Raw genomic sequence first — 21,855 nt, 5'->3', positions numbered from 1 at the left:
CTACATCCCGGCCCCGTAGAGCTCTTCGTTGTACTCGAACCGCTGTTCGTTCTGCACCAGCCAGTCCACCACCGCGGACGGGGCGTTGAGGTCGAGCAGGGGCAACTGCGTGGGCACCGTGAGCGCACCGGGCGCGTCGGTGGCGACAGCCACCACGAAGTCGTCCTCGGGGTAGCGCACGGGCTTGGCCGTCTGGCCGGCTTCGGGCGCGCGCCAGACTTCGACCTTGAGCAGGTCGCTGTCCTTGAAGCCTTCCACCAGCACCCAGTCCACGCCCGCGTACAGCTCGGCGATCAGGTGGTGCACCGAGAGCGTGGCAGGGCGCTCGAACTCGCGCACCAGCATCAGGCGCTTGTCGGACGCCGCCACCACTTCGAACGCACCGGCCTCGCGGTGGCGGTAGGTGTCCTTGCCGGGGTGGTCCACGTCGAAGCTGTGGTGCGCGTGCTTGACCACCGACACCCGCAGCCCGCGCAAGCGCAGCTCGGGGATGAGTTGCTCGACCAGCGTGGTCTTGCCACTGCCGGAGAAGCCTGCAAAACCGATCACCTTCATCCATCGCTCCTTGCGGTCGCTACATTTTTAATAGCTGCTTGCGCATGCCTATCAAGCGGTAGCGGCCATTTTTATGCTCAATAACGCTCTGCAGCGCTGCTCTCGGGGCCGTCAAGCCGCGCGGTGGCGGCCAGCCAGCGGTGCCGCGAGGGCCGCGAGGGCCGCGACGGCTGCTTGGCGGCGCCAGCGCGGCGCCGGGGCCCTGCCGATCCGCTGAATCCGCCTGCGGTGCCACGGCCAAGGCACGCCAGCACCGGGACCCTGCCCCGCTGCGCTGGACTGCTCACTCAGGCGTCATCGCACACCCGCTGGATGTACGCCTTGACCTGGTCCACATCGGCGGGCATCACCTGCACGCGCTTGGGCAGGTCTTCGATGCCCGCGAACTTCTCGGGCCGCTCGGGCGCGTGGCCCAGGGCTTCTTCGATGGTCTCTGCAAACTTGATGGGCAGCGCGGTCTCCAGCACGATCATCGGCACCGACGCGTCGCCACGGTGCTCACGCGCCACCTTCACGCCGTCGGCGGTGTGGGTGTCGATGGTCACGCCATGGCGCTGGTGGGTGTCGCGGATGGTGGCCAGGCGGTCGGCGTGGGTGCTCTTGCCGCTTTCAAAGCCGTACTTGCCCGCCGCATCGGCGAACAGCGGATCGGCGCTCAAATCGAACCGGCCATAGGTCTGCAGCGCGGCGCTGAACAGGGCCTTGGTGCGCTGGCCGTTGCGGCCCAGCAGGTCGAAGATGAACCGCTCGAAGTTGCTGGCCTTGCTGATGTCCATCGACGGGCTCGACGTCTCGTGCGTGTCGGCTGCTGCGCGCACGCGGTACGAGCCCGTGCGAAAGAACTCGTCGAGCACGTCGTTCTCGTTGGTGGCGACCACCAGCTTGGCGATCGGCAGGCCCATCTGGCGCGCCACGTGGCCCGCGCAGACGTTGCCGAAGTTGCCCGACGGCACGGTGAAGCTGACCTTCTGGTCGTTGGTCTCGGTGGCCTGGATGTAGCCCGCGAAGTAGTACACCACCTGCGCCAAAAGACGCGCCCAGTTGATGGAGTTGACGGTGCCGATCTTGTATTTGCGCTTGAAGTCGAGGTCGTTGCTCACGGCCTTGACGATGTCCTGGCAGTCGTCGAACACGCCTTCGATGGCGATGTTGTGGATGTTCTCGTCCTGCAGGCTGAACATCTGCGCCTGCTGAAAAGCGCTCATGCGGCCGTGGGGCGAGGTCATGAAGACGCGCACGCCCTCTTTGCCGCGCATGGCGTACTCGGCCGCGCTGCCGGTGTCGCCGCTGGTGGCGCCCAGAATGTTCAGCTCTTCGCCGCGGCGCTTGAGTTCATACTCGAACAGGTTGCCCAGCAGCTGCATGGCCATGTCCTTAAAGGCCAGCGTGGGGCCGTTGGACAGGGCTTCGAGCCACAGGCCGTCTTCCAGGTGGCGCAGGGGCACGATCTCGCCCGTGCCGAACACTTCGGCCGTGTACGTCTTGGCGCAGATGGCCTTCAGGTCAGCGGCAGGGATGTCGTCGATGTACAGCGACAGGATCTGGAAGGCCAGTTCGGCGTAGCCCTGCTCGTGGTAGGCCTTGCGCAGCTTGGTCAGGGCGGCACCGGTGATCTTGGGGTACTGCTCGGGCAAGTACAGGCCGCCGTCGGGCGCCAGGCCTTCGAGCAGGATGTCGCAGAAATGCTTGCGGTCGGCATGGCCGCGGGTGGAGATGTACAGCATCAGTTCAGTTCCTCCTTGCGGATGCGCGTGATGGGCGCCAGCACCGTGGGCAGCGCCTGCATCTGGGCGATGACGGCGTCCATGGTGCCTTCGCGGGTGTCGTGGGTCAGGATGATCAGGTCGGTCTGGGTGGCGCCCTCGCCGCCCACTTCATCGGCTTCGCGCTGCAGCACCGCGTCGATGCTCACGCCGGCCTCAGCCAGCAGGCCAGTGACCTTGGCCAGCACGCCGGCCTGGTCGGCCACGGAGAGGCGCAGGTAGTAGCTGGTGACCACTTCGCTCATCGGCAGCACCGGCAGCGTGCCCATGGCGTCGGTCAGCGTATGGGCCTGGAAGGCCAGGTGCGGTACGCGGTGCTCGGGGTCGGCCGTGTGCAGGCGGGCGATGTCCACCAGGTCGGCAATCACGGCGCTGGCGGTGGGCTCGCTGCCCGCGCCCTTGCCGTAGTACAGCGTGGTGCCCACGGCATCGCCCTGCACCACCACGGCGTTCATCGCGCCTTCGACGTTGGCGATCAGGCGCTTGGAAGGCACCAGGCTCGGGTGCACGCGCAGCTCCACGCCCTTGTCGACGCGCTTGGTGATGCCCAAAAGCTTGATGCGGTAGCCCAGTTGCTCGGCGTACTTGATGTCGGCGGCGGACAGCTTGGTGATGCCCTCGACGTAGGCCTTGTCGAACTGCACCGGGACGCCGAAAGCGATGGCGCTCATCAGCGTGACCTTGTGCGCGGCGTCCACGCCTTCGATGTCGAAGGTCGGGTCGGCCTCGGCGTAGCCCAGGCGCTGCGCTTCTTTCAGCACCACATCGAAGTCCAGACCCTTGCTGCGCATCTCGGACAGGATGAAGTTGGTGGTGCCGTTGATGATGCCGGCGATCCACTGGATGCGGTTGGCCGTCAGGCCTTCGCGCAGCGCCTTGATGATGGGGATGCCACCGGCCACGGCGGCCTCGAAGGCCACCATCACGCCCTTGGCCGATGCGGCCGCGAAGATCTCGGTGCCGTGCACGGCCAGCAGCGCCTTGTTGGCGGTGACGACGTGCTTGCCGGCGGCGATGGCCTCGAGCACCAGCGCACGGGCGATGCCGTAGCCGCCGATGAGCTCGATGACGATGTCGATGTCGGGGTTGGCGATGATGGCGCGGGCGTCGTTCACGACCTCGATACCGTCACCCACCGCGGCCCGGGCACGGTCCACGTCGAGGTCGGCCACCATGGTGATCTCGATGCCGCGGCCGGCCCGGCGGCGGATTTCTTCCTGGTTGCGCTGGAGCACGTTGAACACGCCGCTGCCGACGGTGCCGATGCCCAGAAGGCCTACTTGGATGGGTTTCATGGTGATGTTGGAAAAGGGTTGAATCGGGTTGAAATGGAGGACAGGCAGCCGCGGCGCAGCGGGGCTGGGCCTCAGCGCGTGACGTAGCTCGGCAACTGCCAGGCGCCGCCAGGAAAGCCCCGGCACATGCTGTCGCCAGCTTCACGGGTGAGCACGAAGCCCTGCCCGTCGAACTGCCAGTCGCGCGTCGACCAGCAGTCGCCGATGCCGCGGCCCTTCATAGCCGAATGGACAGAGCCCGTGTCAGCATCGAACTCGCCGTCCACGTCCTGCAAAGGCTCGGGCTTGTGGGGCGGCAGGTCGCTGGCGACCCACAGCAGTTTGCTGTAGTTATAGGCGCCCATGCCGCAGGGCAGGGACACCAAAAGCTTGCGGTCCGTGAGCCGGCGGACCTGGGCGGTGGACGGGTTCAGCGGGTCCTGGCCGTTGCACTGGTCGGCCACACTGGCACGGTCGATCTCGGCGAGCAGGGGCCTGGCCAGCGCACCATCGCCCTTGCGAGGCGCCACCGGCAAGACACCTTTGACCACGGGCGCGGCCGCGGGCCGCAGCACCGAGGACTCCGCCTTGGTACCGCGCCGCACCAGCGCGCCCGGCGTGCCAATGCGGCCTTGAGCCTCGTCCATCTTGAGCAGCACGGCGCTGGCCCCTGCCAGGGACAGCGTCCACCGGTCGTTGCCTGCTGACAGCGTTGCCTCGTCGTTCCTGAGCAGTTCCTGCAGCAGGCGCGGCACCTGGCCGGCTGGCACTCGCGGGATGGTCCCCTCCAGGCCGCGAAGCGAAAGCTTGCCCACCTGCAGATCGAGCGCCGCGGGGTCGGCCTTTTCGGAATAGACCTGCAGGTCCACCTGCACCGGCGCATTCGGGCCTGCAGGACGCGTCAGGAGGATGGAGGCAGGTTCGGAATCACCGTCCTCCGACTGGTAGCCCACAGCGCGGCAGGTGCGCGTGTTGTCGCATTGCAGCGCCCAATCCTTGTGCTGGAACCTGACGGGCTCTGGCTTGGGGTCTGCGGCGTGCGCGGACGGCAACGTTGCAGCCAAGGCCAGCACGGCCACCGCGCGGTGGGCGACGAAACGGATACGCATGTGAAAAGCCCTCCTCACTCGGCGGCGCGCCACTCAAGCCGCAGCCGAGGCTGCCGCCGCAGCAGCCTGCTTGCGCTTGCGGTACTGCTCCAGGAAGCGCGCCACCCGGCCGATGGCGTCGCGCAGGTCGTCCTCGTGGGGCAGGAACACGATGCGGAAGTGGTCGGGAGCCGCCCAGTTGAAGCCGGTGCCCTGCACCAGCATGACCTTGGTTTCCTGCAGTAGCTCCAGGAAGAACTGCTGGTCGTCCTCGATGGGGTACACAGCCGGGTCCAGGCGCGGGAACATGTACAGCGCCGCCTGGGGCTTGACGCAGGTCACGCCAGGGATGGCGGTGATGAGCTCGTACGCCAGGTCGCGCTGCTTGCGCAGGCGGCCGCCCTCGCCCACCAGCTCGTTGATGCTCTGGTAGCCACCCAGCGCCGTCTGCACGGCCCACTGGCCGGGCACGTTGGCGCACAGGCGCATGTTCGAGAGCATGTTCAGACCCTCGATGTAGTCCCGGGCAGGTTTCTTGTCGCCCGACACCACCAGCCAGCCCGCGCGATAGCCGCAGGAGCGGTAGCTCTTGGACAGCGAGTTGAAGGTGAGCGTGAGCACGTCCTGGCTCAGCGAGCCGATGGCCGTGTGTTGGGTGCCGTCGTACAGCACCTTGTCGTACACCTCGTCCGCAAAGATCACGAGGCCGTGTTCGCGGGCGATGGCGACGATGCCTTTGAGCAGGTCGTCCGAGTACAGCGCGCCGGTGGGGTTGTTGGGGTTGATGACCACGATGCCCTTCGTGCGGGGCGTGATCTTGGCGCGGATGTCGGCCAGGTCGGGCATCCAGCCGTTGGCCTCGTCGCACAGGTAATGCACCGGCGTACCGCCCGACAGGCTGGCCGCGGCCGTCCACAGCGGGTAGTCGGGCGAGGGCAGCAACAGTTCGTCGCCGTTGTCCAGCAGCGCGTTGGTGGCCATGACGATGAGTTCGCTGGCGCCGTTGCCCAGGTAGATGTCGTCGAGCGCCACGCCCTTGATGCCCTGCTTTTGCGTCTCGTGCATCACCGCCTTGCGCGCCGCGAAGATGCCCTTGCTGTCCGAATACCCTGCCGAGTTGGGCAGGTTGCGGATCATGTCCAGCTGGATCTCCTCCGGCGCATCGAAACCGAACACCGCCAGGTTGCCGATGTTGAGCTTGATGATCTTGTGCCCGTCTTCCTCCATCTGCTTGGCCGCGTCCATGATCGGCCCCCGGATGTCGTAGCAGACGTTGGCGAGCTTGGCGGATTTCTGGACGGTTTTCATGCGCTGACGGTGAAGGAGTATGGTCAGGTGGCGGGCCAGAGCGGCGGGCACCTTGGCGAACCTATAATTTGACCACAGATCAGATGTACCACCGGCCCCTTCTCCCGAAGGCCCGCTGCCACACCGCCGCCCGCCACGGCTGCCTGCGACACCCATGAAATTTCAGCCCGACCGCTCGAACGCACAAACCATCAGCGGATACGGCCCCGGCTGGATCGGCGTGGACGCCGACAAGATCACCCACAGCGTCATCATCGGCTCGAACGGCCTGCGCGAGGCCTGGCCCTGCGCGCGTTTTGAAGACCTCACGGCCGAACACTTCGCGCAACTGGCCCAGCTGGAGACGGAGCTCGTCATCTTCGGCAGCGGCACGCGCAACCGGTTTCCGCCCCCGGCCTGGCTGGCGCCACTGATCGCCCGCCGGCTGGGTCTGGAAACCATGGACACGGCTGCCGCCTGCCGCACCTACAACATCCTGGCAAGCGAAGGGCGCAACGTGGTCGCCGCCCTGCTGCTGGAAACTTGATGCCGAACCCATCCGCCTGATCAGCGGATGGCGCCGCCCGGCGCTTTCGCGGGCGCTGCCGCGCGGTGACCTGTGCGCGAAAGGCTTGGACACACAGTCTTACATTTGGTTAGCAATCGATTTCGGAGTAAAATCACGGGTTGCGGTCGGGGGCACTCACAAGAGCAATAACACACCCGCTTCCCCCGGCTTATCAACGACTACATCCTGAGAGATTGAAGTGATATGGCGATCGTTGTCAACAAACCCCTCCCCGAATTTGAAGCCAACGCGACCGGTGGACTCAAGGTTTCCAATACCACCCACCTTGGCCAGATCATGGTGCTCTACTTCTACCCCAAGGACAACACGCCGGGCTGCACCACGGAAGCCATGCAGTTCCGTGACAAGTACAAGGACTTCGTGAAGGCTGGCGCCGCCGTGTTCGGCGTGTCGCGCGACAACATGAAGTCGCACGACGACTTCAAGGAAAAGCTCGAACTGCCCTTCGAACTCATCGCTGACACCGAAGAGAAGATGTGCCACATGTTCGGCGTGGTCAAGAACAAGATCATGTACGGCAAGAAGGTCAAGGGCATCGAGCGCAGCACCTTCCTGGTCGGCCCGGATGGCATTTTGGTGCAGGAATGGCGTGGCCTGAAGGTCCCCGGCCACGTGGACGAAGTCCTCAAGGCCGTGAAGTCCATCAAGGCCCTGAAAAAAGCCGCCTGACAGCAGATTGCACGGGAACACAGCGCATCCATGCGACAGCTCTGCGGTTTTGCCCAGGCCTGACATCAGGAATAGGCATAATGGTTTGATGCTCCTGGTTCCCGCAACGTCTACTGCCCCATCCCAAAAAGCCGCCTTGGTCTCCAGGCGGCTTTTTGCTTTCTGACTTTCGATATTTCCACCGTCACTGACCGAGGCCCTGTCACCATGCCCCTGCCCCCAGCCCCCAGCCGGCGCGCCGCCCTCCTCGCCCCCGAAGCCTACGATGTGACCGCCCGCCCCGGCAAAGCGGCCACTACGGCCACCGCTGCAGAAGCAGCCGATGCCATCAGCTCGGCACCCGAAGTGGCGACACCGGCACGCAGCATAGGCCGCAAGACAGCGGCCGAACGCACGGCCTCCTTACAGGTCGTCTCCAGCACCGCACCCGCAACGCCCGCCACCACGGCAGAGCGCACGGCCACGCGCAGCACCCGGGCCGAGCCAGCCGCCCCGGTGGAGGCCCGCAGCCCCGCCCGCAAGGCCCCGGCACGCACCACCGCTGCGCCTGCCGCAGCAGCAGCCCCCGCCGTGGCCGCCCCTGTGGCTGCAGCAGCGCCATCGGCCAGCCGCAGCAAGCGCAGCAAGTCCCAGGGCCCGACCAAGCTGTTCGTTCTGGACACCAACGTGCTGCTGCACGACCCCACCAGCCTGTTCCGCTTTGAAGAGCACGACATCTTCCTGCCGATGATCGTGCTGGAAGAGCTCGACGGCCACAAAAAGGGCATGACCGAAGTCGCCCGCAATGGCCGCCAGACCAGCCGCTCGCTGGACGCACTGGCTGGCGTGCAGGGCGCCGACATCGGGCGCGGCCTGAAGCTTGACTCCACCGGGCAGCGCGCTGCCGGCGGCTGCCTGTACTTTCAGACCGCACCGCTGGACTACAGCCTGCCCACCAGCCTGCCGCAAGGCAAGGCCGACAACCAGATCCTGGGTGTGGTCGAGGCCCTGCGCAAGGAACACGCACCGCGCGAAGTGGTGCTGGTGTCCAAGGACATCAACATGCGCGTCAAGGCGCGCGCCCTGGGCCTGAACGCCGAGGACTACCAGAACGACAAGACTCTGGAAGACGGCGACCTGCTGTACGCCGGCGTGCTGGCGCTGCCGCCCGACTTCTGGGCCAAGAGCGGCAAGAACGTTGAAAGCTGGCAGAACGGCGCGCACACCTACTACCGCATCGGCGGGCCCATCGTACCCCAGCTGATGATCAACCAGTTCGTGTACTTCGAAGCGCCCGGCGAGCCCAGCCTGTTCGCCCGCGTGAGCGAGATCCGCGAAAAGACGGCGGTGCTGCAGACGCTCAAGGACTACGGCTCGGCCAAGCACGCGGTGTGGGGCGTGACCACGCGCAACCGCGAGCAGAACTACGCCATGAACCTGCTCATGGACCCCGACATCGACTTCGTCACCCTGACCGGCACGGCCGGCACCGGCAAGACCCTGCTGGCCCTGGCCGCGGGCCTGACCCAGGTGCTGGACGACCGCCGCTACACCGAGATCATCATGACCCGCGCCACCGTGAGCGTAGGCGAGGACATCGGCTTTCTGCCCGGCACCGAAGAAGAAAAGATGGGCCCCTGGATGGGCGCGCTGGACGACAACCTCGAATTCCTGGCCAAGGGCGACGGCGGCAATGCCGGCGAATGGGGCCGCGCCGCCACCAACGAGCTGATCCGCAGCCGCATCAAGATCAAGAGCATGAACTTCATGCGCGGCCGCACCTTTTTGAACAAATACGTGATCATCGACGAGGCGCAGAACCTGACGCCCAAGCAGATGAAGACGCTGATCACCCGCGCGGGCCCCGGCACCAAGATCATCTGCATGGGCAATCTGGCGCAGATCGACACGCCGTACCTGACCGAAGGCTCCTCAGGCCTGACCTATGCGGTGGACCGCTTCAAGGGCTGGCCGCACAGCGGGCACATCACCCTGGCGCGCGGCGAACGCTCGCGCCTGGCCGACTTCGCGAGCGAGGTGCTCTGAGTTGGCCGCTGGATGGATTACCGCCCTCAAGCTGGTGCCGTGGCGCGACGTCATCGAGGCAACGCCCCAGGTGCTGGCTGCGGCCAGAAAGCTCATGGGTTCTACCCGGGCGGGTCACGGTGGTGCAGCCGGGTCGGACACCGCTGCGGGCGCACCGGCCAGCCTGGCTGCAACGCCTGAAGCGGCCCTGCGCCAGTGGCAGGACCGCGTGGTACGCCTGGAACAGGAGCAGCAGGCATCCGCCGTGCTGATCCAGTCACTGGCCGAGCAGAACGCCCAGGTGGTGCAAGCCGTGGAAGCACTGCGAAAGCGCAGCCAGCGCCTGACCGCTGCGGTAGCGGTGCTGGGCGTACTGGGTGCGGGCTTGCTGATCCAGGTGCTGCGGCAGTAGAGCAGCTGTAACGCAGTGGAGCGCCCCGGTGGCGCCACAGGGGCGGGACGGAGCTGAACAACGGTGACAGGGCTGGCAAGGTGCCAGCCCTCTTTGACAAAAGACGACTTGCGGTGCCAGAGCGGCACCCGCAAGATGCTCACATATTGATAGCTGCTAGCGCTTGATAGACAAGCGGTAGCGGCTATTTTTTTATCAATAATCGTCGCCCGAGCCCATCGCCAGGTTCTCAAAGCGGGTCTGGTTCTTCTGGAAGAACAGCTTCACGGTACCTGTGGGGCCGTTACGCTGCTTGCCGATGATGACCTCAGCCACGTTCGGCTCCTTGCTGTCCTTGTTGTAGTAGTCGTCGCGGTAGATGAACATGATGATGTCGGCATCCTGCTCGATGGCGCCGGACTCCCGCAGGTCGGACATCATGGGGCGTTTGTCGGTGCGCTGCTCGACCGAGCGGTTGAGCTGCGACAGCGCGATCACCGGGCACTGCAGCTCCTTGGCCAGCATCTTGAGACCCCGGGAGATTTCGCCCAGCTCGGTGGCGCGGTTGTCGGAGCTGCCGGCGCCCGAGCCGCTCATGAGCTGCAGGTAGTCGACCACGATCAGCCCCAGCTTGCCGCACTGGCGCGCCAGGCGCCGGGCGTTGGCCCGCAGTTCGCCGGGGGTGAGGCCAGGGGTCTCGTCGATGTGCAGCGACACGGTGCGCAGCTTTTCAATCGCCTCGGTCAGGCGCGGCCACTCGTCGTCGGTCAGTTTGCCCGTGCGCAGGTTGCCCTGGTTCACCCGGCCGATGGAGCCCACGATACGCACCGCCAGCTGGGCGGCGCCCATTTCCATCGAGAAGATAGCGACCGGAAGGCCTTCGTTGAGTGCCACGTGTTCGGCGATGTTCACCGCGAACGAGGTCTTGCCCATGGACGGGCGGGCCGCCAGCACCACCATGTCACCCGCCTGCAGGCCCGACGTCATGCGGTCCAGGTCGGCAAAGCCGGTGGGCACGCCGGTCACGTCCACCGGGTTGTCTGCCATCTCCTGCACCCGGTCGAGCAGGTCGATCACCAGGGTGTCCAGCGACTGGAAGCCCTGCTTGGTGCGCGAGCCCTCTTCGCCGATGGCGAAGATCTTGGCCTCGGCCTCGTCCAGGATGCGCTCCACCGTCTTGCCCTGCGGGTTGAAGGCGTTGGTCGATATTTCATCGCTCGCCGTGACCAGCTTGCGCAGGATGGCGCGCTCGCGAACGATCTCGGCATAGCGGCGGATGTTGCTGGCGCTGGGGACGTACTGGGCCAGGTTGTTGAGGTAGGCCAGGCCACCCATGTCCTGCGCCTTGCCCTGATTCTTCAGGTGCTCGAAAACGGTGATGACGTCGGCCGGCTTGCTGGCATTTATCAGCGCGCCGATGGCCGAATACACCATCTGGTGCTCGTGGCGGTAGAAGTGGCTCTCCACCAGCAGATCGCCCACGCGGTCCCAGGCGTTGTTGTCCAGCAGCAGGCCGCCCAGCACGCTGGACTCGGCTTCGATGGAATGCGGCGGCACGCGCAGCTGGGCCACCTCGCGGTCTGGCTGCGACACGTGTGGCTCGAAACCACTCTCCTCAAGGGGGGGAAAGACTGCGGACATGACGGTTCTCCGGGCAAAGGCTGCATGCAGCTCCCGCACTGGCGAGGCATACGCGGGGATAAACCTGTGGGTAAGTGGTGGACTACCCGTGGGCAACCATGTACAAAAAGCGGTGACCCAAAGACAAAAGCCGCCCGGGGGCGGCTTCTGCAAAAGTCACTGGGTGACGATCAGGCGGTTTCGCCGTAGACCGACACGGTCACGTCCACCACCACGTCGGTGTGCAGAGCCACGCTCACCGTGCTGTCGCTCACGACCTTGATAGGGCCGTTGGGCAGGCGGATTTGCGACTTGGCAATCTTGTAGCCTTGCTTGTTCAGCTCTTCGGCGATGTCATGGTTGGTCACGGAACCAAACAGACGGCCGTCCACGCCAGCCTTTTGCGTCAGCTTGACGGTGGTGCCAGCCAGCTTTTCGCCTTGGGCTTGGGCTTCTGCCAGCTTGGCAGCTGCTGCCTTTTCGAGTTCAGCGCGCTTGGCTTCGAACTCTGCCTTGGCAGATTCGGTGGCGCGACGGGCGCGGCCAGCGGGGATCAGGAAGTTACGGGCGTAGCCGTCCTTGACCTTGACGATTTCACCCAGGTTGCCGAGGTTCACAACCTTGTCGAGCAGAATGATTTGCATGGGTTGTGCTCCTTAGATCTTGTGCTGGTCGCTGTAAGGCACCAGGGCCAGGAAGCGCGCGCGCTTGATGGCGGTGTTCAGCTGACGCTGATAGATGGCGCGCGTGCCGGTCAGGCGTGCGGGGATGATCTTGCCGTTTTCGGCGATGAAATCGCGCAGCGTATCGACATCCTTGTAGTCGATTTCTTCAACACCGGTCACCGTGAAGCGGCAAAAGCGCTTGCGCTTGAACAGCAGGGACTGGGTGTTGCGCTTTGGGCGCTTGTCTTTGTTGAACTTCTTGAACGTGGCCATTGCGGACCCCTTGAAAATTAATTTTGTTGAATATCCTGGATGTGCAGCACTGCGGTCTTGCCATTGCGCGGGGTAGCCAGAAATCCACTGAAAGTCCAGAGACTTCCGATGTTCTGCCTTGCCAGACGCTCGGCCATCGCACCAAAGGCGACGGCCTTCATGGCAGCCTTGACTTCGCGGGGGTGGCCTGCTTCGGTCTGCCGGGACTCGTGTTCGAGCCGCAGCGTGAGGGCAGGCAATCCGGCGGGTGTGTAGCGCAGGGGTTCAGCCTCTGCGATACATGCGGTCAAGACTACGCGGTTCTCCACTCCAACGGGCTGGATCAGCGCTCGGCGCGCTCTGGACGTTCCTGGCGCTCGGCGCGATCAGGACGGTCACCACGCTCGCCACCGGCGGCTGCGTATTCAGCCTGGCTAGCCTTGCGGGCTTCTTCGCGCTCGACGGTCTTCATCATCGAAGATGGGCCCGTGTCGGCCTTCTTCTTCTGAACCGTCAGGTGGCGCAGCACGGCGTCGTTGAACTTGAAGGCGTGCTCCAGTTCAGCCATCACAGCCTGGTCGGCTTCGATGTTCACGCACAGGTAGTGGGCCTTGGCCAGCTTGTTGATCAGGTACGCCAGTTGACGGCGGCCCCAGTCTTCCACGCGGTGCACCTTGCCACCGCCAGCGGTGATCATGCCCTTGTAGCGCTCCAGCATCGCTGGAACTTGTTCGCTTTGATCCGGGTGGATCAACAAAATGATTTCGTAATGACGCATGCAGACTCCTTTTGGATGACACCACCCGCTGCGTCTAGAAGCGGTGTGGCAAGGCAAAGCCGGCAATTATAGCCCGCCCTGCGCCGCTTGTACACTCACGGCTGTTCCGGCCCCGGCAAAACCCCGAAATGTGGCACCCAAATTGCCTGGGGGCCTTGCAAATTCGCCAGGCGGGACGACATGCCCTACAGCAAAACGCGCCGTCCCCGGGGAGGCGGCCATAAGCCCCTGCGCCGCACCTTGAAATGCAGGGGGCACGTCCCCACATCCCGCGCGTATTCACTGTTTCACTGTTTATTCACCTTCAGACCAAGACATGTCAGACACCAGCCAACCCACCCCACAGAGCGCCGCCGCCCCCGAAGAAGTTGAAGCCGCCATGGCTGCCCACGCCTCCGACGAGCTGGCGCGGCTGCAGGGCGAGCTGGCCGAGCTCAAGGCCAAGAGCGCCGAACTGGCCGACCAGTTCCTGCGCGCCAAGGCAGAGGCTGAAAACGCCCGCCGCCGCGCCGAGGACGAAGTCTCCAAGGCCCGCAAGTTCGGCATCGAGAGCTTTGCCGAGAGCCTGCTGCCCGTGGCCGACAGCCTGGACGCCGCCCTGGGCATCAAGGAAGCCACGCCCCAGCAGTTGCGCGAAGGCGCCGATGCCACGCTGCGCCAGCTGACGTCGGCTCTGGAGCGCAACAAGGTCCTGGCCATCAACCCCGCTGCAGGCGCCAAGTTCGATCCGCACCAGCACCAGGCCATCAGCATGGTGCCTGCACCTGCCGATTCCACACAAGAAGCCAACACGGTGGTCGCCGTGCTGCAAAAGGGCTATGTGATCGCCGAGCGCGTGCTGCGCCCTGCCCTCGTCACCGTCGCCGCCCCCAAATAAATGGTGGATAACGGCTTGAAGCCAGCCAAGTTATCCACAAGTTACTAGCCATCCAAACCATTCAAGCATCACGGAGAAAAATCATGGGAAGAATCATCGGCATTGACCTGGGCACCACGAACAGCTGCGTTTCCATCATGGAGGGCAACACGACCCGCGTGATCGAGAACAGCGAAGGCGCTCGCACCACCCCGTCCATCGTGGCGTATCAGGAAGACGGCGAGATCCTCGTCGGCGCCTCGGCCAAGCGCCAGGCCGTGACGAACCCCAAGAACACGCTGTACGCCGTGAAGCGCCTGATCGGCCGCAAGTTCACCGAAAAAGAAGTGCAAAAGGACATCGACCTGATGCCCTACAAGATCGTGGCCGCCGACAACGGCGACGCCTGGATCGAAGTGCGCGGCAACAAGCTGTCGGCCCAGCAGGTGTCTGCCGACATCCTGCGCAAGATGAAGAAGACGGCCGAGGACTACCTGGGCGAGCCCGTGACGGAAGCCGTCATCACCGTGCCTGCGTACTTCAACGACGCACAGCGCCAGGCCACCAAGGACGCCGGCCGCATTGCGGGCCTGGACGTCAAGCGCATCATCAACGAGCCCACCGCTGCTGCCCTGGCCTTCGGCCTGGACAAGCAGGAAAAGGGCGACCGCAAGATCGCCGTGTATGACCTGGGTGGCGGCACGTTCGACGTGTCCATCATCGAGATCGCGGACGTGGACGGCGAAAAGCAGTTCGAAGTGCTGTCGACCAACGGCGACACATTCCTGGGCGGCGAAGACTTCGACCAGCGCATCATCGATTTCATCATCGAAGAGTTCAAGAAGGAATCGGGCGTCAACCTCAAGAACGACGTTCTGGCCCTGCAGCGCCTGAAGGAAGCGGCCGAGAAGGCCAAGATCGAGCTGTCGAACTCGGCCTCGACCGACATCAACCTGCCTTACGTGACTGCCGATGCGTCGGGCCCTAAGCACTTGAACATCAAGCTGACCCGCGCCAAGCTGGAGTCGCTGGTGGATGAGCTGATCGAGCGCACCATCGCTCCTTGCCGCATGGCCATCAAGGACGCCGGCGTGTCCGTGTCCGACATCCATGACGTGATCCTGGTCGGCGGCATGACCCGTATGCCCAAGGTGCAGGAAAAGGTTAAGGAATTCTTCGGCAAGGAACCCCGCAAGGACGTGAACCCTGACGAAGCCGTGGCCGTGGGCGCCGCCATTCAAGGCCAGGTGCTGTCGGGCGACCGCAAGGACGTGCTGCTGCTGGACGTGACCCCGCTTTCCCTGGGTATTGAAACCCTGGGTGGCGTCATGACCAAGATGATCCAGAAGAACACCACCATTCCGACCAAGTTTGCGCAGACGTATTCGACCGCGGACGACAACCAGCCTGCAGTGACCATCAAGGTCTACCAGGGCGAGCGTGAAATGGCGGCGGGCAACAAGCTCTTGGGCGAGTTCAACCTGGAAGGCATTCCACCGGCAGCGCGCGGCATTCCGCAGATCGAAGTGTCGTTCGACATCGACGCCAACGGCATCCTGCACGTCGGCGCCAAGGACAAGGGCACCGGCAAGGAAAACAAGATCACCATCAAGGCCAACTCCGGCCTGTCGGAAGAAGAAATCCAGCAGATGGTGAAGGACGCCGAGCTCAACGCCGCCGACGACAAGAAGAAGCTCGAGCTGGTGCAGGCCCGCAACCAGGGCGAAGCAGCTGTGCACAGCGTCAACAAGAGCCTGACCGAGCATGGGGACAAGCTCGATGCGGGTGAGAAGGACGCGATCACGGCCGCCGTGAAGGCCCTGGAAGAAGTCTTGAAGGGCGAAGACAAGGCTGCCATCGACGAGAAGACCACCGCGCTGATGGCCGCCAGCCAGAAGCTGGGCGAGAAGATGTACGCCGAATCGCAGGCTGCGCAAGCCGGCCAGGGCGCAGCAGGCGGTGCAGACGCCACCAGTGGCGGTGCCTCGGCCTCGTCGTCCAAGCCTGCGGACGACGACAACGTGGTCGATGCCGAGGTGAAGGAAGTCAAGAAGGGCTGAGCACGCCCCCGTTGACCCGAGCCGCCGCGCAATGCTCCCAGGGAGCTGCGCGGCGTTCCTGTTCCAACCGGGCTCAGAAAGACCATGTCCAAAAGAGACTTTTACGAAATCCTGGGCGTTCCCAAGAACGCGTCGGATGAAGAGATCAAGAAGGCTTATCGCAAGCTGGCGATGAAGCACCACCCTGACCGCAACCAGGGGGATGCCGCCAAGCCTGCCGAAGAGAAGTTCAAGGAGGCCAAGGAGGCCTACGAGATGCTCTCCGACCCGCAGAAGCGGGCCGCCTACGACCAGTACGGCCATGCCGGCGTGGACCCCAACATGCGCGGCCCCGGCGGTGCAGGGGCCGAGGGCTTCGGCGGCTTTGCCGAGGCGTTCGGCGACATCTTCGGCGACATGTTCGGCCAGCAGGGCGGGCGCGGACGTGGCGCGGGTGGCCGCCAGGTGTATCGGGGCAATGACCTCAGCTACGCCATGGAAGTCACCCTGGAAGAAGCCGCCCGCGGCAAGGACGCGCAGATCCGCATCCCCTCGTGGGACAGCTGCGACACCTGCCACGGCAGCGGCGCCAAGCCCGGCACCACCGCCAAGACCTGCGGCACCTGCCAAGGCTCCGGCACGGTGCAGATGCGCCAGGGCTTCTTCAGCGTGCAGCAGACCTGCCCGCACTGCCGCGGCACGGGCAAGATCATTCCCGAGCCGTGCACGACGTGCCATGGCCAGGGCAAGATCAAGAAGCAAAAGACGCTGGAAGTGAAGATTCCTGCGGGCATCGACGACGGCATGCGCATCCGCAGCACCGGCAACGGCGAGCCGGGCACCAACGGCGGCCCACCGGGCGACCTGTACATCGAGATCCGCCTGAAGAAGCACGACATCTTCGAGCGCGACGGCGATGACCTGCACTGCCAGGTGCCGGTGAGCTTCATCACCGCAGCCCTGGGTGGCGAGATCGAAGTGCCCACGCTGCAAGGCAAGGCGGCCATCGACATCCCCGAAGGCACCCAGGCCGGCAAGCAGTTCCGCTTGCGAGGCAAGGGCATCAAGGGTGTGCGCGCCAGCTACCCGGGCGACCTGTACTGCCACATCGCGGTCGAGACGCCCGTCAAGCTGACCGAGCACCAGCGCAAGCTGCTGCGGGAGCTGGAAGACTCGCTCAAGAAAGGTGGCGGCCGCCATTCGCCTAGCGGCGAAAGCTGGACGGACAAGCTGAAGAACTTCTTCAGCTGATCGGGCAAGGTACCCAACGGGTACCCACCCCCCTCAAAAAAAACCGCACGGCGCCTGCAAGGCCCGTGCGGTTTTTTTACGGCCCGCGCACCCCGAGAAGACCGCACACGCGATGGACGACATCGCGGTACGCGATGACAACACGGGTTCATTTAGAAGAAAATACCGCAACGCCTTCTCCAAACGAGAAGCACAAGACCCCCACACCCGATGAAAAGCTCCGAGCGCAGTTTTGCGCGCCGCATTGACCTGACTTCGCTGCAGCTGTTTGTGGCGGTGTGCGAGCTGGGCAGCATCGGCCGCGCTGCCGAGCGGGAGTTCATTGCAGCGTCGGCCGTGAGCAAGCGCCTGTCGGACCTGGAAACCGCCGTCGACACCGCGCTGCTGTACCGCCACAGCCGCGGCGTGACCCTGACGCCCGCGGGCGAAAGCCTGCTGCACCACGCGCGCACGGTGCTCTTCGGCTTGGAGCGCATGCAGGGCGAGCTCAGCGAATACGCCGACGGCGTCCGCGGCCATGTCCGCATGCACGCCAACATCTCGGCCATCTTCCAGTTCCTGCCCGAAGACCTGGGCGCCTTTGCCCGCGAGCACAGCCAGATCAAGATCGACCTGCAGGAGCACCTGAGCACCGACGTGCTGCACGCCGTGCAGGAAGGCGCGGCCGACCTGGGCATCTGCAACGTGAACATGGCCGGCAGCAACGGCGCCACAGATCTGCAAAGCCGCCCCTACCGCGCGGACCGCTTGGTGCTCGTCATGCCTGCAGGGCACGCCCTGTCGGCGCAAGCAGCTATCAATTTTGAAGAAGTCCTCGACTGGGACATCGTGGGCCTGCACGCCAACAGCAGCATCAGCCTGGCCATGCGCTCGGCGGCTGCCGCGGCTGGCCGGCCGCTGCGCCAGCGCATCCAGGTGACCGGCCTGGACGCCATGTGCCGCATGATCGACAACGGCCTGGGCGTAGGCCTGCTGCCCGACCGGGCCTTCGAGCTGATGCGCGGCGTGGGCCGCCTGGTCGCCGTCCCCTTGTCGGACGCTTGGGCGCACCGCGAACTGCGCGTGGTGGCCCGCGACTTCGACGCCCTGCCCGTCACCGCCCGCCTGCTGGCAGAGCATCTGTCTCCGCGCGAGGCGGCTGCCGACACGCCAGAGCACCGCCACTAAAATCAAACCCCCACCGAAAGAAAAGAGCCACCCATGGGACGCACGCTGTACGACAAGATCTGGGACGAACACGTCGTCCACACCGAAGAGGACGGCACCTCCGTGCTCTACATCGACCGCCATCTGGTGCACGAAGTCACCAGCCCCCAGGCCTTCGAAGGCCTGCGCGAGGCGGGCCGCAAGGTCTGGCGCATGAGCTCCATCGTGGGCACGGCCGACCACAACACACCCACCACGGGCTGGGACCAAGGCTACGACGGCATCACCGATCCCATCAGCAAAGAGCAGATCACCACGCTGAACGACAACATGGCGCAGATCACGCCGGCGGCGTTCTTCCCGTTCATGCACAAACGCCAGGGCATCGTCCACGTGATCGGCCCTGAAAACGGCGCCACGCTGCCGGGCATGACGGTGGTGTGCGGCGACAGCCACACCAGCACCCATGGCGCCTTCGGCGCGCTGGCCCATGGCATCGGTACCAGCGAGGTCGAGCACGTCATGGCCACGCAGACGCTGCTGGCCAAGAAGGCCAAGAACATGCTGGTCCAGGTCGACGGCACCCTGGGCAAGGGCGTGACCGCCAAGGACATCGTGCTGGCCATCATCGGCAAGATCGGCACGGCCGGCGGCACGGGCTATACCATCGAGTTTGCAGGCGCTGCCATCCGCAGCCTGAGCATGGAGGGCCGCATGACCGTGTGCAACATGGCCATCGAAGGCGGCGCGCGCGCGGGCCTGGTCGCCGTGGACGACAAGACCATCGACTACGTGAAGGGCCGCCCCCTGTCGCCCACCGGCGTGGAATGGGACCAGGCCGTGGCCTACTGGAAGACGCTGCACTCCGACGCGGACGCGCAGTTCGACACCGTGGTCAAGCTCAACGCCGCCGAGATCCAGCCGCAGGTGACCTGGGGCACCTCGCCCGAGATGGTGCTGGGCATCGACGCCCGCGTGCCCGATCCCGACAAGGAAAAGGACGCCAACAAGCGCGGCGCCATCGAGCGTGCGCTCACCTACATGGGTCTGGCGCCCGGCAAGCAGATCAACGACATCACCATCGACAAGGTGTTCATCGGCTCGTGCACCAACAGCCGCATCGAAGACATGCGCGAAGCCGCCGCCGTGGTGAAGAACCTGGGCCGCAAGGTCGCCAGCAACGTGAAGCTGGCCATGGTGGTGCCCGGCTCCGGCCTGGTCAAGGAGCAGGCCGAGCGCGAAGGCCTGGACCAGATCTTCAAGGCCGCGGGCTTCGAGTGGCGCGAACCCGGCTGCTCGATGTGCCTGGCCATGAACGCCGACCGGCTGGAGCCCGGCGAGCGTTGCGCCTCCACCAGCAACCGCAACTTCGAAGGGCGCCAGGGCGCCGGCGGCCGCACGCACCTGGTGAGCCCCGCGATGGCCGCCGCCGCTGCCGTGCACGGCCACTTCGTGGATGTGCGCCAGTTCTCCTGAGCGCTGGCTGGCCGCCCTATTCGCCTTTCATCCACCTTTTGTTCCACACCGTCCGTTGACCTCTCCATTGCCTGAAGGAGCCTTGCCATGACAAAGATCGCCGCATTCATCGCCCTCTCGCTGGCCTTCCTGCTGGCGGGCTGCAACACCGTCAAGGGCGTGGGCCAGGACGTCCAACGGGCCGGTGGCGCGCTCGAGCGCGCTGCCAACAAATAAGCACTCCACCATGCAGAAATTCACCGTGCACAAGGGCCTCGTCGCCCCCATGGACCGCGAGAACGTCGACACCGACGCGATCATCCCCAAGCAGTTCCTCAAGTCGATCAAGAAGACGGGCTTCGGCCCCAATCTGTTCGACGAGTGGCGCTACCTGGACAAGGGCGAGCCCGGCATCCCCGAGTCCGCCCGCAAGCCCAACCCCGACTTCGTGCTGAACCTGCCGCGCTACAAGGGCGCCAGCGTGCTCATCGCCCGCAAGAACTTCGGCTGCGGCTCCAGCCGCGAACATGCGCCCTGGGCGCTGGACCAATTCGGCTTCCGTGCGGTCATTGCACCGAGCTTTGCCGACATCTTCTTCAACAACTGCTTCAAGAACGGCCTCTTGCCCATCGTGCTGCCCGAGGCCACCGTGGCCCAGTTGTTCGACGAAGTGGCCGCCTTCCCCGGCTACCAGCTCACCATCGACCTGGAACGCCAGGTCGTGGTGCGCCCCCAGGGCGAAGAGATCCCGTTCGACGTCGTCGCCTTTCGCAAGTACTGCCTGCTCAACGGCTTTGACGACATCGGCCTCACCTTGCGCAAGTCCGACAAGATCAAGGCCTTCGAGGCCGAGCGGCTGGCGGCCAAGCCCTGGCTGGCGCATTCGATGGTGTCCTGAACACCCGGTTTTTGGCAAAAACAACGGCTACCGCTTGATGGACAAGCGCTAGCCGCTATCAAAAGAGAAGCAAATAATGAAAATCGCAGTGTTGCCGGGTGACGGCATTGGTACCGAGATCGTCGCCGAGGCCGTCAAGGTCCTGGAAGTGCTGGACCTGAATTTCGAGATGGAATCCGCCCTGGTCGGCGGCGCCGCGTACGAGGCCCACGGCCACCCGCTGCCCGAAGCCACCCTGAAGCTGGCCAAGGACTCCGATGCGATCCTGTTCGGCGCTGTGGGCGACTGGAAGTACGACAAGCTCGACCGCCCCCTGCGCCCCGAGCAAGCCATCCTGGGCCTGCGCAAGAACCTGGGCCTGTTCGCCAACTTCCGCCCGGCCATCTGCTACGAGCAACTGGTGGACGCATCGAGCCTCAAGCCCGAGCTGATTGCCGGCCTCGACATCCTCATCATCCGCGAGCTGACGGGTGACATCTACTTCGGCCAGCCCCGCGGCCGCCGCACGGCGGTGGACGGCCACTTCCCCGGTGCCGAAGAAGCCTTCGACACCATGCGCTACTCGCGCCCCGAGATCGAACGCATCGCCCGCGTGGCCTTCGAGGCGGCCCGCAAGCGCGGCAAGAAGGTCACCAGCGTGGACAAGGCCAACGTGCTGGAGACCTTCCAGTTCTGGAAGGACGTGGTCATCGACGTGCACAAGGACTACCAGGACGTGGAGCTGGAGCACATGTATGTGGACAACGCCGCCATGCAGCTGGTGAAGAAGCCCAAGGCCTTCGACGTGATCGTGACCGGCAACATGTTCGGCGACATCCTGTCGGACGAAGCCTCGATGCTGACGGGCTCCATCGGCATGCTGCCGTCGGCCAGCCTGAACAGCAGCAACCAGGGCCTGTACGAACCTAGCCACGGCAGCGCCCCCGACATCGCGGGCAAGGGCGTGGCCAACCCGCTGGCCACCATTTTGTCGGCCGCGATGATGCTGCGCTTCTCGCTGAACCAGGATGAATCCGCCAAGCGCATCGAAGCCGCCGTGCAAAAGGTGCTGGAGCAAGGCCTGCGCACGCCGGACATCTACAGCGAAGGCACCACCAAGGTGGGTACGTCGCAAATGGGCGACGCCGTGGTGAAGGCGCTGTCGGCGCAATAAGCCGACGGGCACGGCCCGCCGCCGCCCCGACCTCACCCCGAGAAAGCGCCGCACCGCGGCGCTTTTTTATGGGTGCCGCATATTCAGCTGTCGCCCAAAAGCATCGGGCAGCACTGAAATAC

Annotated in this window: 22 protein-coding genes; 12 read left to right on the top strand and 10 right to left on the bottom strand. The window is 64.9% G+C overall.

What is annotated here, in order from left to right:
• From mobB to ASF16_RS02840, 5 genes are all read right to left on the bottom strand, one after another.
• Positions 1-555, bottom strand: a complete 555-nt coding sequence (gene mobB, locus ASF16_RS02860) for a molybdopterin-guanine dinucleotide biosynthesis protein B (protein WP_056162277.1) — start codon at positions 553-555, stop codon at positions 1-3.
• 287 nt (positions 556-842) lie between these two features.
• Entirely contained in the window at positions 843-2,279 is a 1,437-nt protein-coding gene (thrC, locus tag ASF16_RS02855) for a threonine synthase (RefSeq protein ID WP_056162274.1), read from the bottom strand.
• Positions 2,279-3,613: a homoserine dehydrogenase gene (locus ASF16_RS02850; protein ID WP_056162271.1), complete on the bottom strand. Its 1,335-nt coding sequence runs from the start codon at positions 3,611-3,613 to the stop codon at positions 2,279-2,281. The genes thrC and ASF16_RS02850 overlap by 1 nt, the downstream gene beginning before the upstream one ends.
• Before the next feature lie 71 nt (positions 3,614-3,684).
• Positions 3,685-4,701 (bottom strand): DUF1176 domain-containing protein, encoded by a 1,017-nt coding sequence (locus ASF16_RS02845; RefSeq protein WP_056162268.1) that lies wholly within the window; start codon positions 4,699-4,701, stop codon positions 3,685-3,687.
• Positions 4,702-4,734: 33 nt separating this feature from the next.
• Positions 4,735-5,988: a pyridoxal phosphate-dependent aminotransferase gene (locus ASF16_RS02840; protein WP_056162265.1), complete on the bottom strand. Its 1,254-nt coding sequence runs from the start codon at positions 5,986-5,988 to the stop codon at positions 4,735-4,737.
• Positions 5,989-6,142: 154 nt separating this feature from the next.
• Between ASF16_RS02840 and ASF16_RS02835 the strand changes: the two genes are divergently transcribed.
• From ASF16_RS02835 to ASF16_RS02820, 4 genes are all read left to right on the top strand, one after another.
• Complete coding sequence (locus ASF16_RS02835) at positions 6,143-6,514, top strand: Mth938-like domain-containing protein (RefSeq protein WP_056162263.1); 372 nt, start codon at positions 6,143-6,145, stop codon at positions 6,512-6,514.
• Between the two features lie 225 nt (positions 6,515-6,739).
• Entirely contained in the window at positions 6,740-7,225 is a 486-nt protein-coding gene (locus tag ASF16_RS02830; RefSeq protein ID WP_056162260.1) for a peroxiredoxin, read from the top strand.
• A 207-nt stretch (positions 7,226-7,432) separates the two neighbouring features.
• On the top strand, positions 7,433-9,250 hold the full coding sequence (locus ASF16_RS02825; protein ID WP_056162256.1) for a PhoH family protein: 1,818 nt from the start codon (positions 7,433-7,435) through the stop codon (positions 9,248-9,250).
• Position 9,251: 1 nt separating this feature from the next.
• On the top strand, positions 9,252-9,641 hold the full coding sequence (locus ASF16_RS02820) for a hypothetical protein (RefSeq protein WP_056162254.1): 390 nt from the start codon (positions 9,252-9,254) through the stop codon (positions 9,639-9,641).
• A gap of 195 nt (positions 9,642-9,836) precedes the next feature.
• Here the strand turns inward: ASF16_RS02820 and dnaB are convergent, their stop codons facing one another.
• The 5 genes from dnaB to rpsF all read right to left on the bottom strand — a co-directional run bounded on the left by dnaB (position 9,837) and on the right by rpsF (position 12,935).
• Entirely contained in the window at positions 9,837-11,261 is a 1,425-nt protein-coding gene (gene dnaB / locus ASF16_RS02815) for a replicative DNA helicase (RefSeq protein ID WP_056162249.1), read from the bottom strand.
• A 170-nt stretch (positions 11,262-11,431) separates the two neighbouring features.
• On the bottom strand, positions 11,432-11,884 hold the full coding sequence (gene rplI, locus ASF16_RS02810) for a 50S ribosomal protein L9 (RefSeq protein ID WP_056162244.1): 453 nt from the start codon (positions 11,882-11,884) through the stop codon (positions 11,432-11,434).
• Between the two features lie 12 nt (positions 11,885-11,896).
• A complete protein-coding gene (rpsR, locus tag ASF16_RS02805) occupies positions 11,897-12,178 on the bottom strand; it encodes a 30S ribosomal protein S18 (protein ID WP_044397946.1) in 282 nt (93 codons plus the stop codon).
• Positions 12,179-12,195: 17 nt separating this feature from the next.
• Entirely contained in the window at positions 12,196-12,486 is a 291-nt protein-coding gene (priB, locus tag ASF16_RS02800) for a primosomal replication protein N (RefSeq protein WP_056162241.1), read from the bottom strand.
• Positions 12,487-12,500: 14 nt separating this feature from the next.
• Entirely contained in the window at positions 12,501-12,935 is a 435-nt protein-coding gene (rpsF, locus tag ASF16_RS02795) for a 30S ribosomal protein S6 (RefSeq protein ID WP_056162238.1), read from the bottom strand.
• A gap of 316 nt (positions 12,936-13,251) precedes the next feature.
• Here rpsF and grpE point away from each other — a divergent pair, with 316 nt between their 5' ends.
• The 8 genes from grpE to leuB all read left to right on the top strand — a co-directional run bounded on the left by grpE (position 13,252) and on the right by leuB (position 21,733).
• Positions 13,252-13,812: a nucleotide exchange factor GrpE gene (grpE, locus tag ASF16_RS02790; RefSeq protein ID WP_056162235.1), complete on the top strand. Its 561-nt coding sequence runs from the start codon at positions 13,252-13,254 to the stop codon at positions 13,810-13,812.
• A gap of 59 nt (positions 13,813-13,871) precedes the next feature.
• Positions 13,872-15,851: a molecular chaperone DnaK gene (dnaK, locus tag ASF16_RS02785; RefSeq protein WP_255354928.1), complete on the top strand. Its 1,980-nt coding sequence runs from the start codon at positions 13,872-13,874 to the stop codon at positions 15,849-15,851.
• Positions 15,852-15,935: 84 nt separating this feature from the next.
• Positions 15,936-17,081, top strand: coding sequence for a molecular chaperone DnaJ (gene dnaJ / locus ASF16_RS02780; protein ID WP_056162229.1), 1,146 nt, complete (start codon positions 15,936-15,938; stop codon positions 17,079-17,081).
• 210 nt (positions 17,082-17,291) lie between these two features.
• Positions 17,292-18,248: a LysR family transcriptional regulator gene (locus tag ASF16_RS02775; protein ID WP_056162226.1), complete on the top strand. Its 957-nt coding sequence runs from the start codon at positions 17,292-17,294 to the stop codon at positions 18,246-18,248.
• 33 nt (positions 18,249-18,281) lie between these two features.
• Positions 18,282-19,703 (top strand): 3-isopropylmalate dehydratase large subunit, encoded by a 1,422-nt coding sequence (gene leuC / locus ASF16_RS02770; RefSeq protein WP_056162223.1) that lies wholly within the window; start codon positions 18,282-18,284, stop codon positions 19,701-19,703.
• A gap of 87 nt (positions 19,704-19,790) precedes the next feature.
• Positions 19,791-19,919 carry an entericidin A/B family lipoprotein gene (locus ASF16_RS02765; protein ID WP_056162220.1) on the top strand — a complete coding sequence of 43 codons (129 nt, stop codon included), beginning with the start codon at positions 19,791-19,793 and terminating at the stop codon, positions 19,917-19,919.
• A gap of 10 nt (positions 19,920-19,929) precedes the next feature.
• Entirely contained in the window at positions 19,930-20,580 is a 651-nt protein-coding gene (gene leuD, locus ASF16_RS02760) for a 3-isopropylmalate dehydratase small subunit (RefSeq protein ID WP_056162217.1), read from the top strand.
• 76 nt (positions 20,581-20,656) lie between these two features.
• Positions 20,657-21,733: a 3-isopropylmalate dehydrogenase gene (leuB, locus tag ASF16_RS02755; protein ID WP_056162214.1), complete on the top strand. Its 1,077-nt coding sequence runs from the start codon at positions 20,657-20,659 to the stop codon at positions 21,731-21,733.
• Positions 21,734-21,855 lie beyond the last annotated feature (122 nt).

The organism is Acidovorax sp. Leaf78, assembly GCF_001422735.1.
Lineage (GTDB): Bacteria > Pseudomonadota > Gammaproteobacteria > Burkholderiales > Burkholderiaceae_C > Acidovorax.
Note: the sequence above shows the minus strand (reverse complement) of the source record. Positions and strands in the feature narration are given on the sequence as shown.

Excerpts from the sequence above, each read along its gene's own strand:
- mobB (WP_056162277.1), bottom strand. The coding sequence starts at position 555 with ATGAAGGTGATCGGTTTTGCAGGCTTCTCCGGCAGTGGCAAGACCACG.
- thrC (WP_056162274.1), bottom strand. The coding sequence starts at position 2,279 with ATGCTGTACATCTCCACCCGCGGCCATGCCGACCGCAAGCATTTCTGC.
- ASF16_RS02850 (WP_056162271.1), bottom strand. The coding sequence starts at position 3,613 with ATGAAACCCATCCAAGTAGGCCTTCTGGGCATCGGCACCGTCGGCAGC.
- ASF16_RS02845 (WP_056162268.1), bottom strand. The coding sequence starts at position 4,701 with ATGCGTATCCGTTTCGTCGCCCACCGCGCGGTGGCCGTGCTGGCCTTG.
- ASF16_RS02840 (WP_056162265.1), bottom strand. The coding sequence starts at position 5,988 with ATGAAAACCGTCCAGAAATCCGCCAAGCTCGCCAACGTCTGCTACGAC.
- ASF16_RS02835 (WP_056162263.1), top strand. The coding sequence starts at position 6,143 with ATGAAATTTCAGCCCGACCGCTCGAACGCACAAACCATCAGCGGATAC.
- ASF16_RS02830 (WP_056162260.1), top strand. The coding sequence starts at position 6,740 with ATGGCGATCGTTGTCAACAAACCCCTCCCCGAATTTGAAGCCAACGCG.
- ASF16_RS02825 (WP_056162256.1), top strand. The coding sequence starts at position 7,433 with ATGCCCCTGCCCCCAGCCCCCAGCCGGCGCGCCGCCCTCCTCGCCCCC.
- dnaB (WP_056162249.1), bottom strand. The coding sequence starts at position 11,261 with ATGTCCGCAGTCTTTCCCCCCCTTGAGGAGAGTGGTTTCGAGCCACAC.
- rplI (WP_056162244.1), bottom strand. The coding sequence starts at position 11,884 with ATGCAAATCATTCTGCTCGACAAGGTTGTGAACCTCGGCAACCTGGGT.
- rpsR (WP_044397946.1), bottom strand. The coding sequence starts at position 12,178 with ATGGCCACGTTCAAGAAGTTCAACAAAGACAAGCGCCCAAAGCGCAAC.
- rpsF (WP_056162238.1), bottom strand. The coding sequence starts at position 12,935 with ATGCGTCATTACGAAATCATTTTGTTGATCCACCCGGATCAAAGCGAA.
- grpE (WP_056162235.1), top strand. The coding sequence starts at position 13,252 with ATGTCAGACACCAGCCAACCCACCCCACAGAGCGCCGCCGCCCCCGAA.
- dnaJ (WP_056162229.1), top strand. The coding sequence starts at position 15,936 with ATGTCCAAAAGAGACTTTTACGAAATCCTGGGCGTTCCCAAGAACGCG.
- ASF16_RS02775 (WP_056162226.1), top strand. The coding sequence starts at position 17,292 with ATGAAAAGCTCCGAGCGCAGTTTTGCGCGCCGCATTGACCTGACTTCG.
- leuC (WP_056162223.1), top strand. The coding sequence starts at position 18,282 with ATGGGACGCACGCTGTACGACAAGATCTGGGACGAACACGTCGTCCAC.
- ASF16_RS02765 (WP_056162220.1), top strand. The coding sequence starts at position 19,791 with ATGACAAAGATCGCCGCATTCATCGCCCTCTCGCTGGCCTTCCTGCTG.
- leuD (WP_056162217.1), top strand. The coding sequence starts at position 19,930 with ATGCAGAAATTCACCGTGCACAAGGGCCTCGTCGCCCCCATGGACCGC.
- leuB (WP_056162214.1), top strand. The coding sequence starts at position 20,657 with ATGAAAATCGCAGTGTTGCCGGGTGACGGCATTGGTACCGAGATCGTC.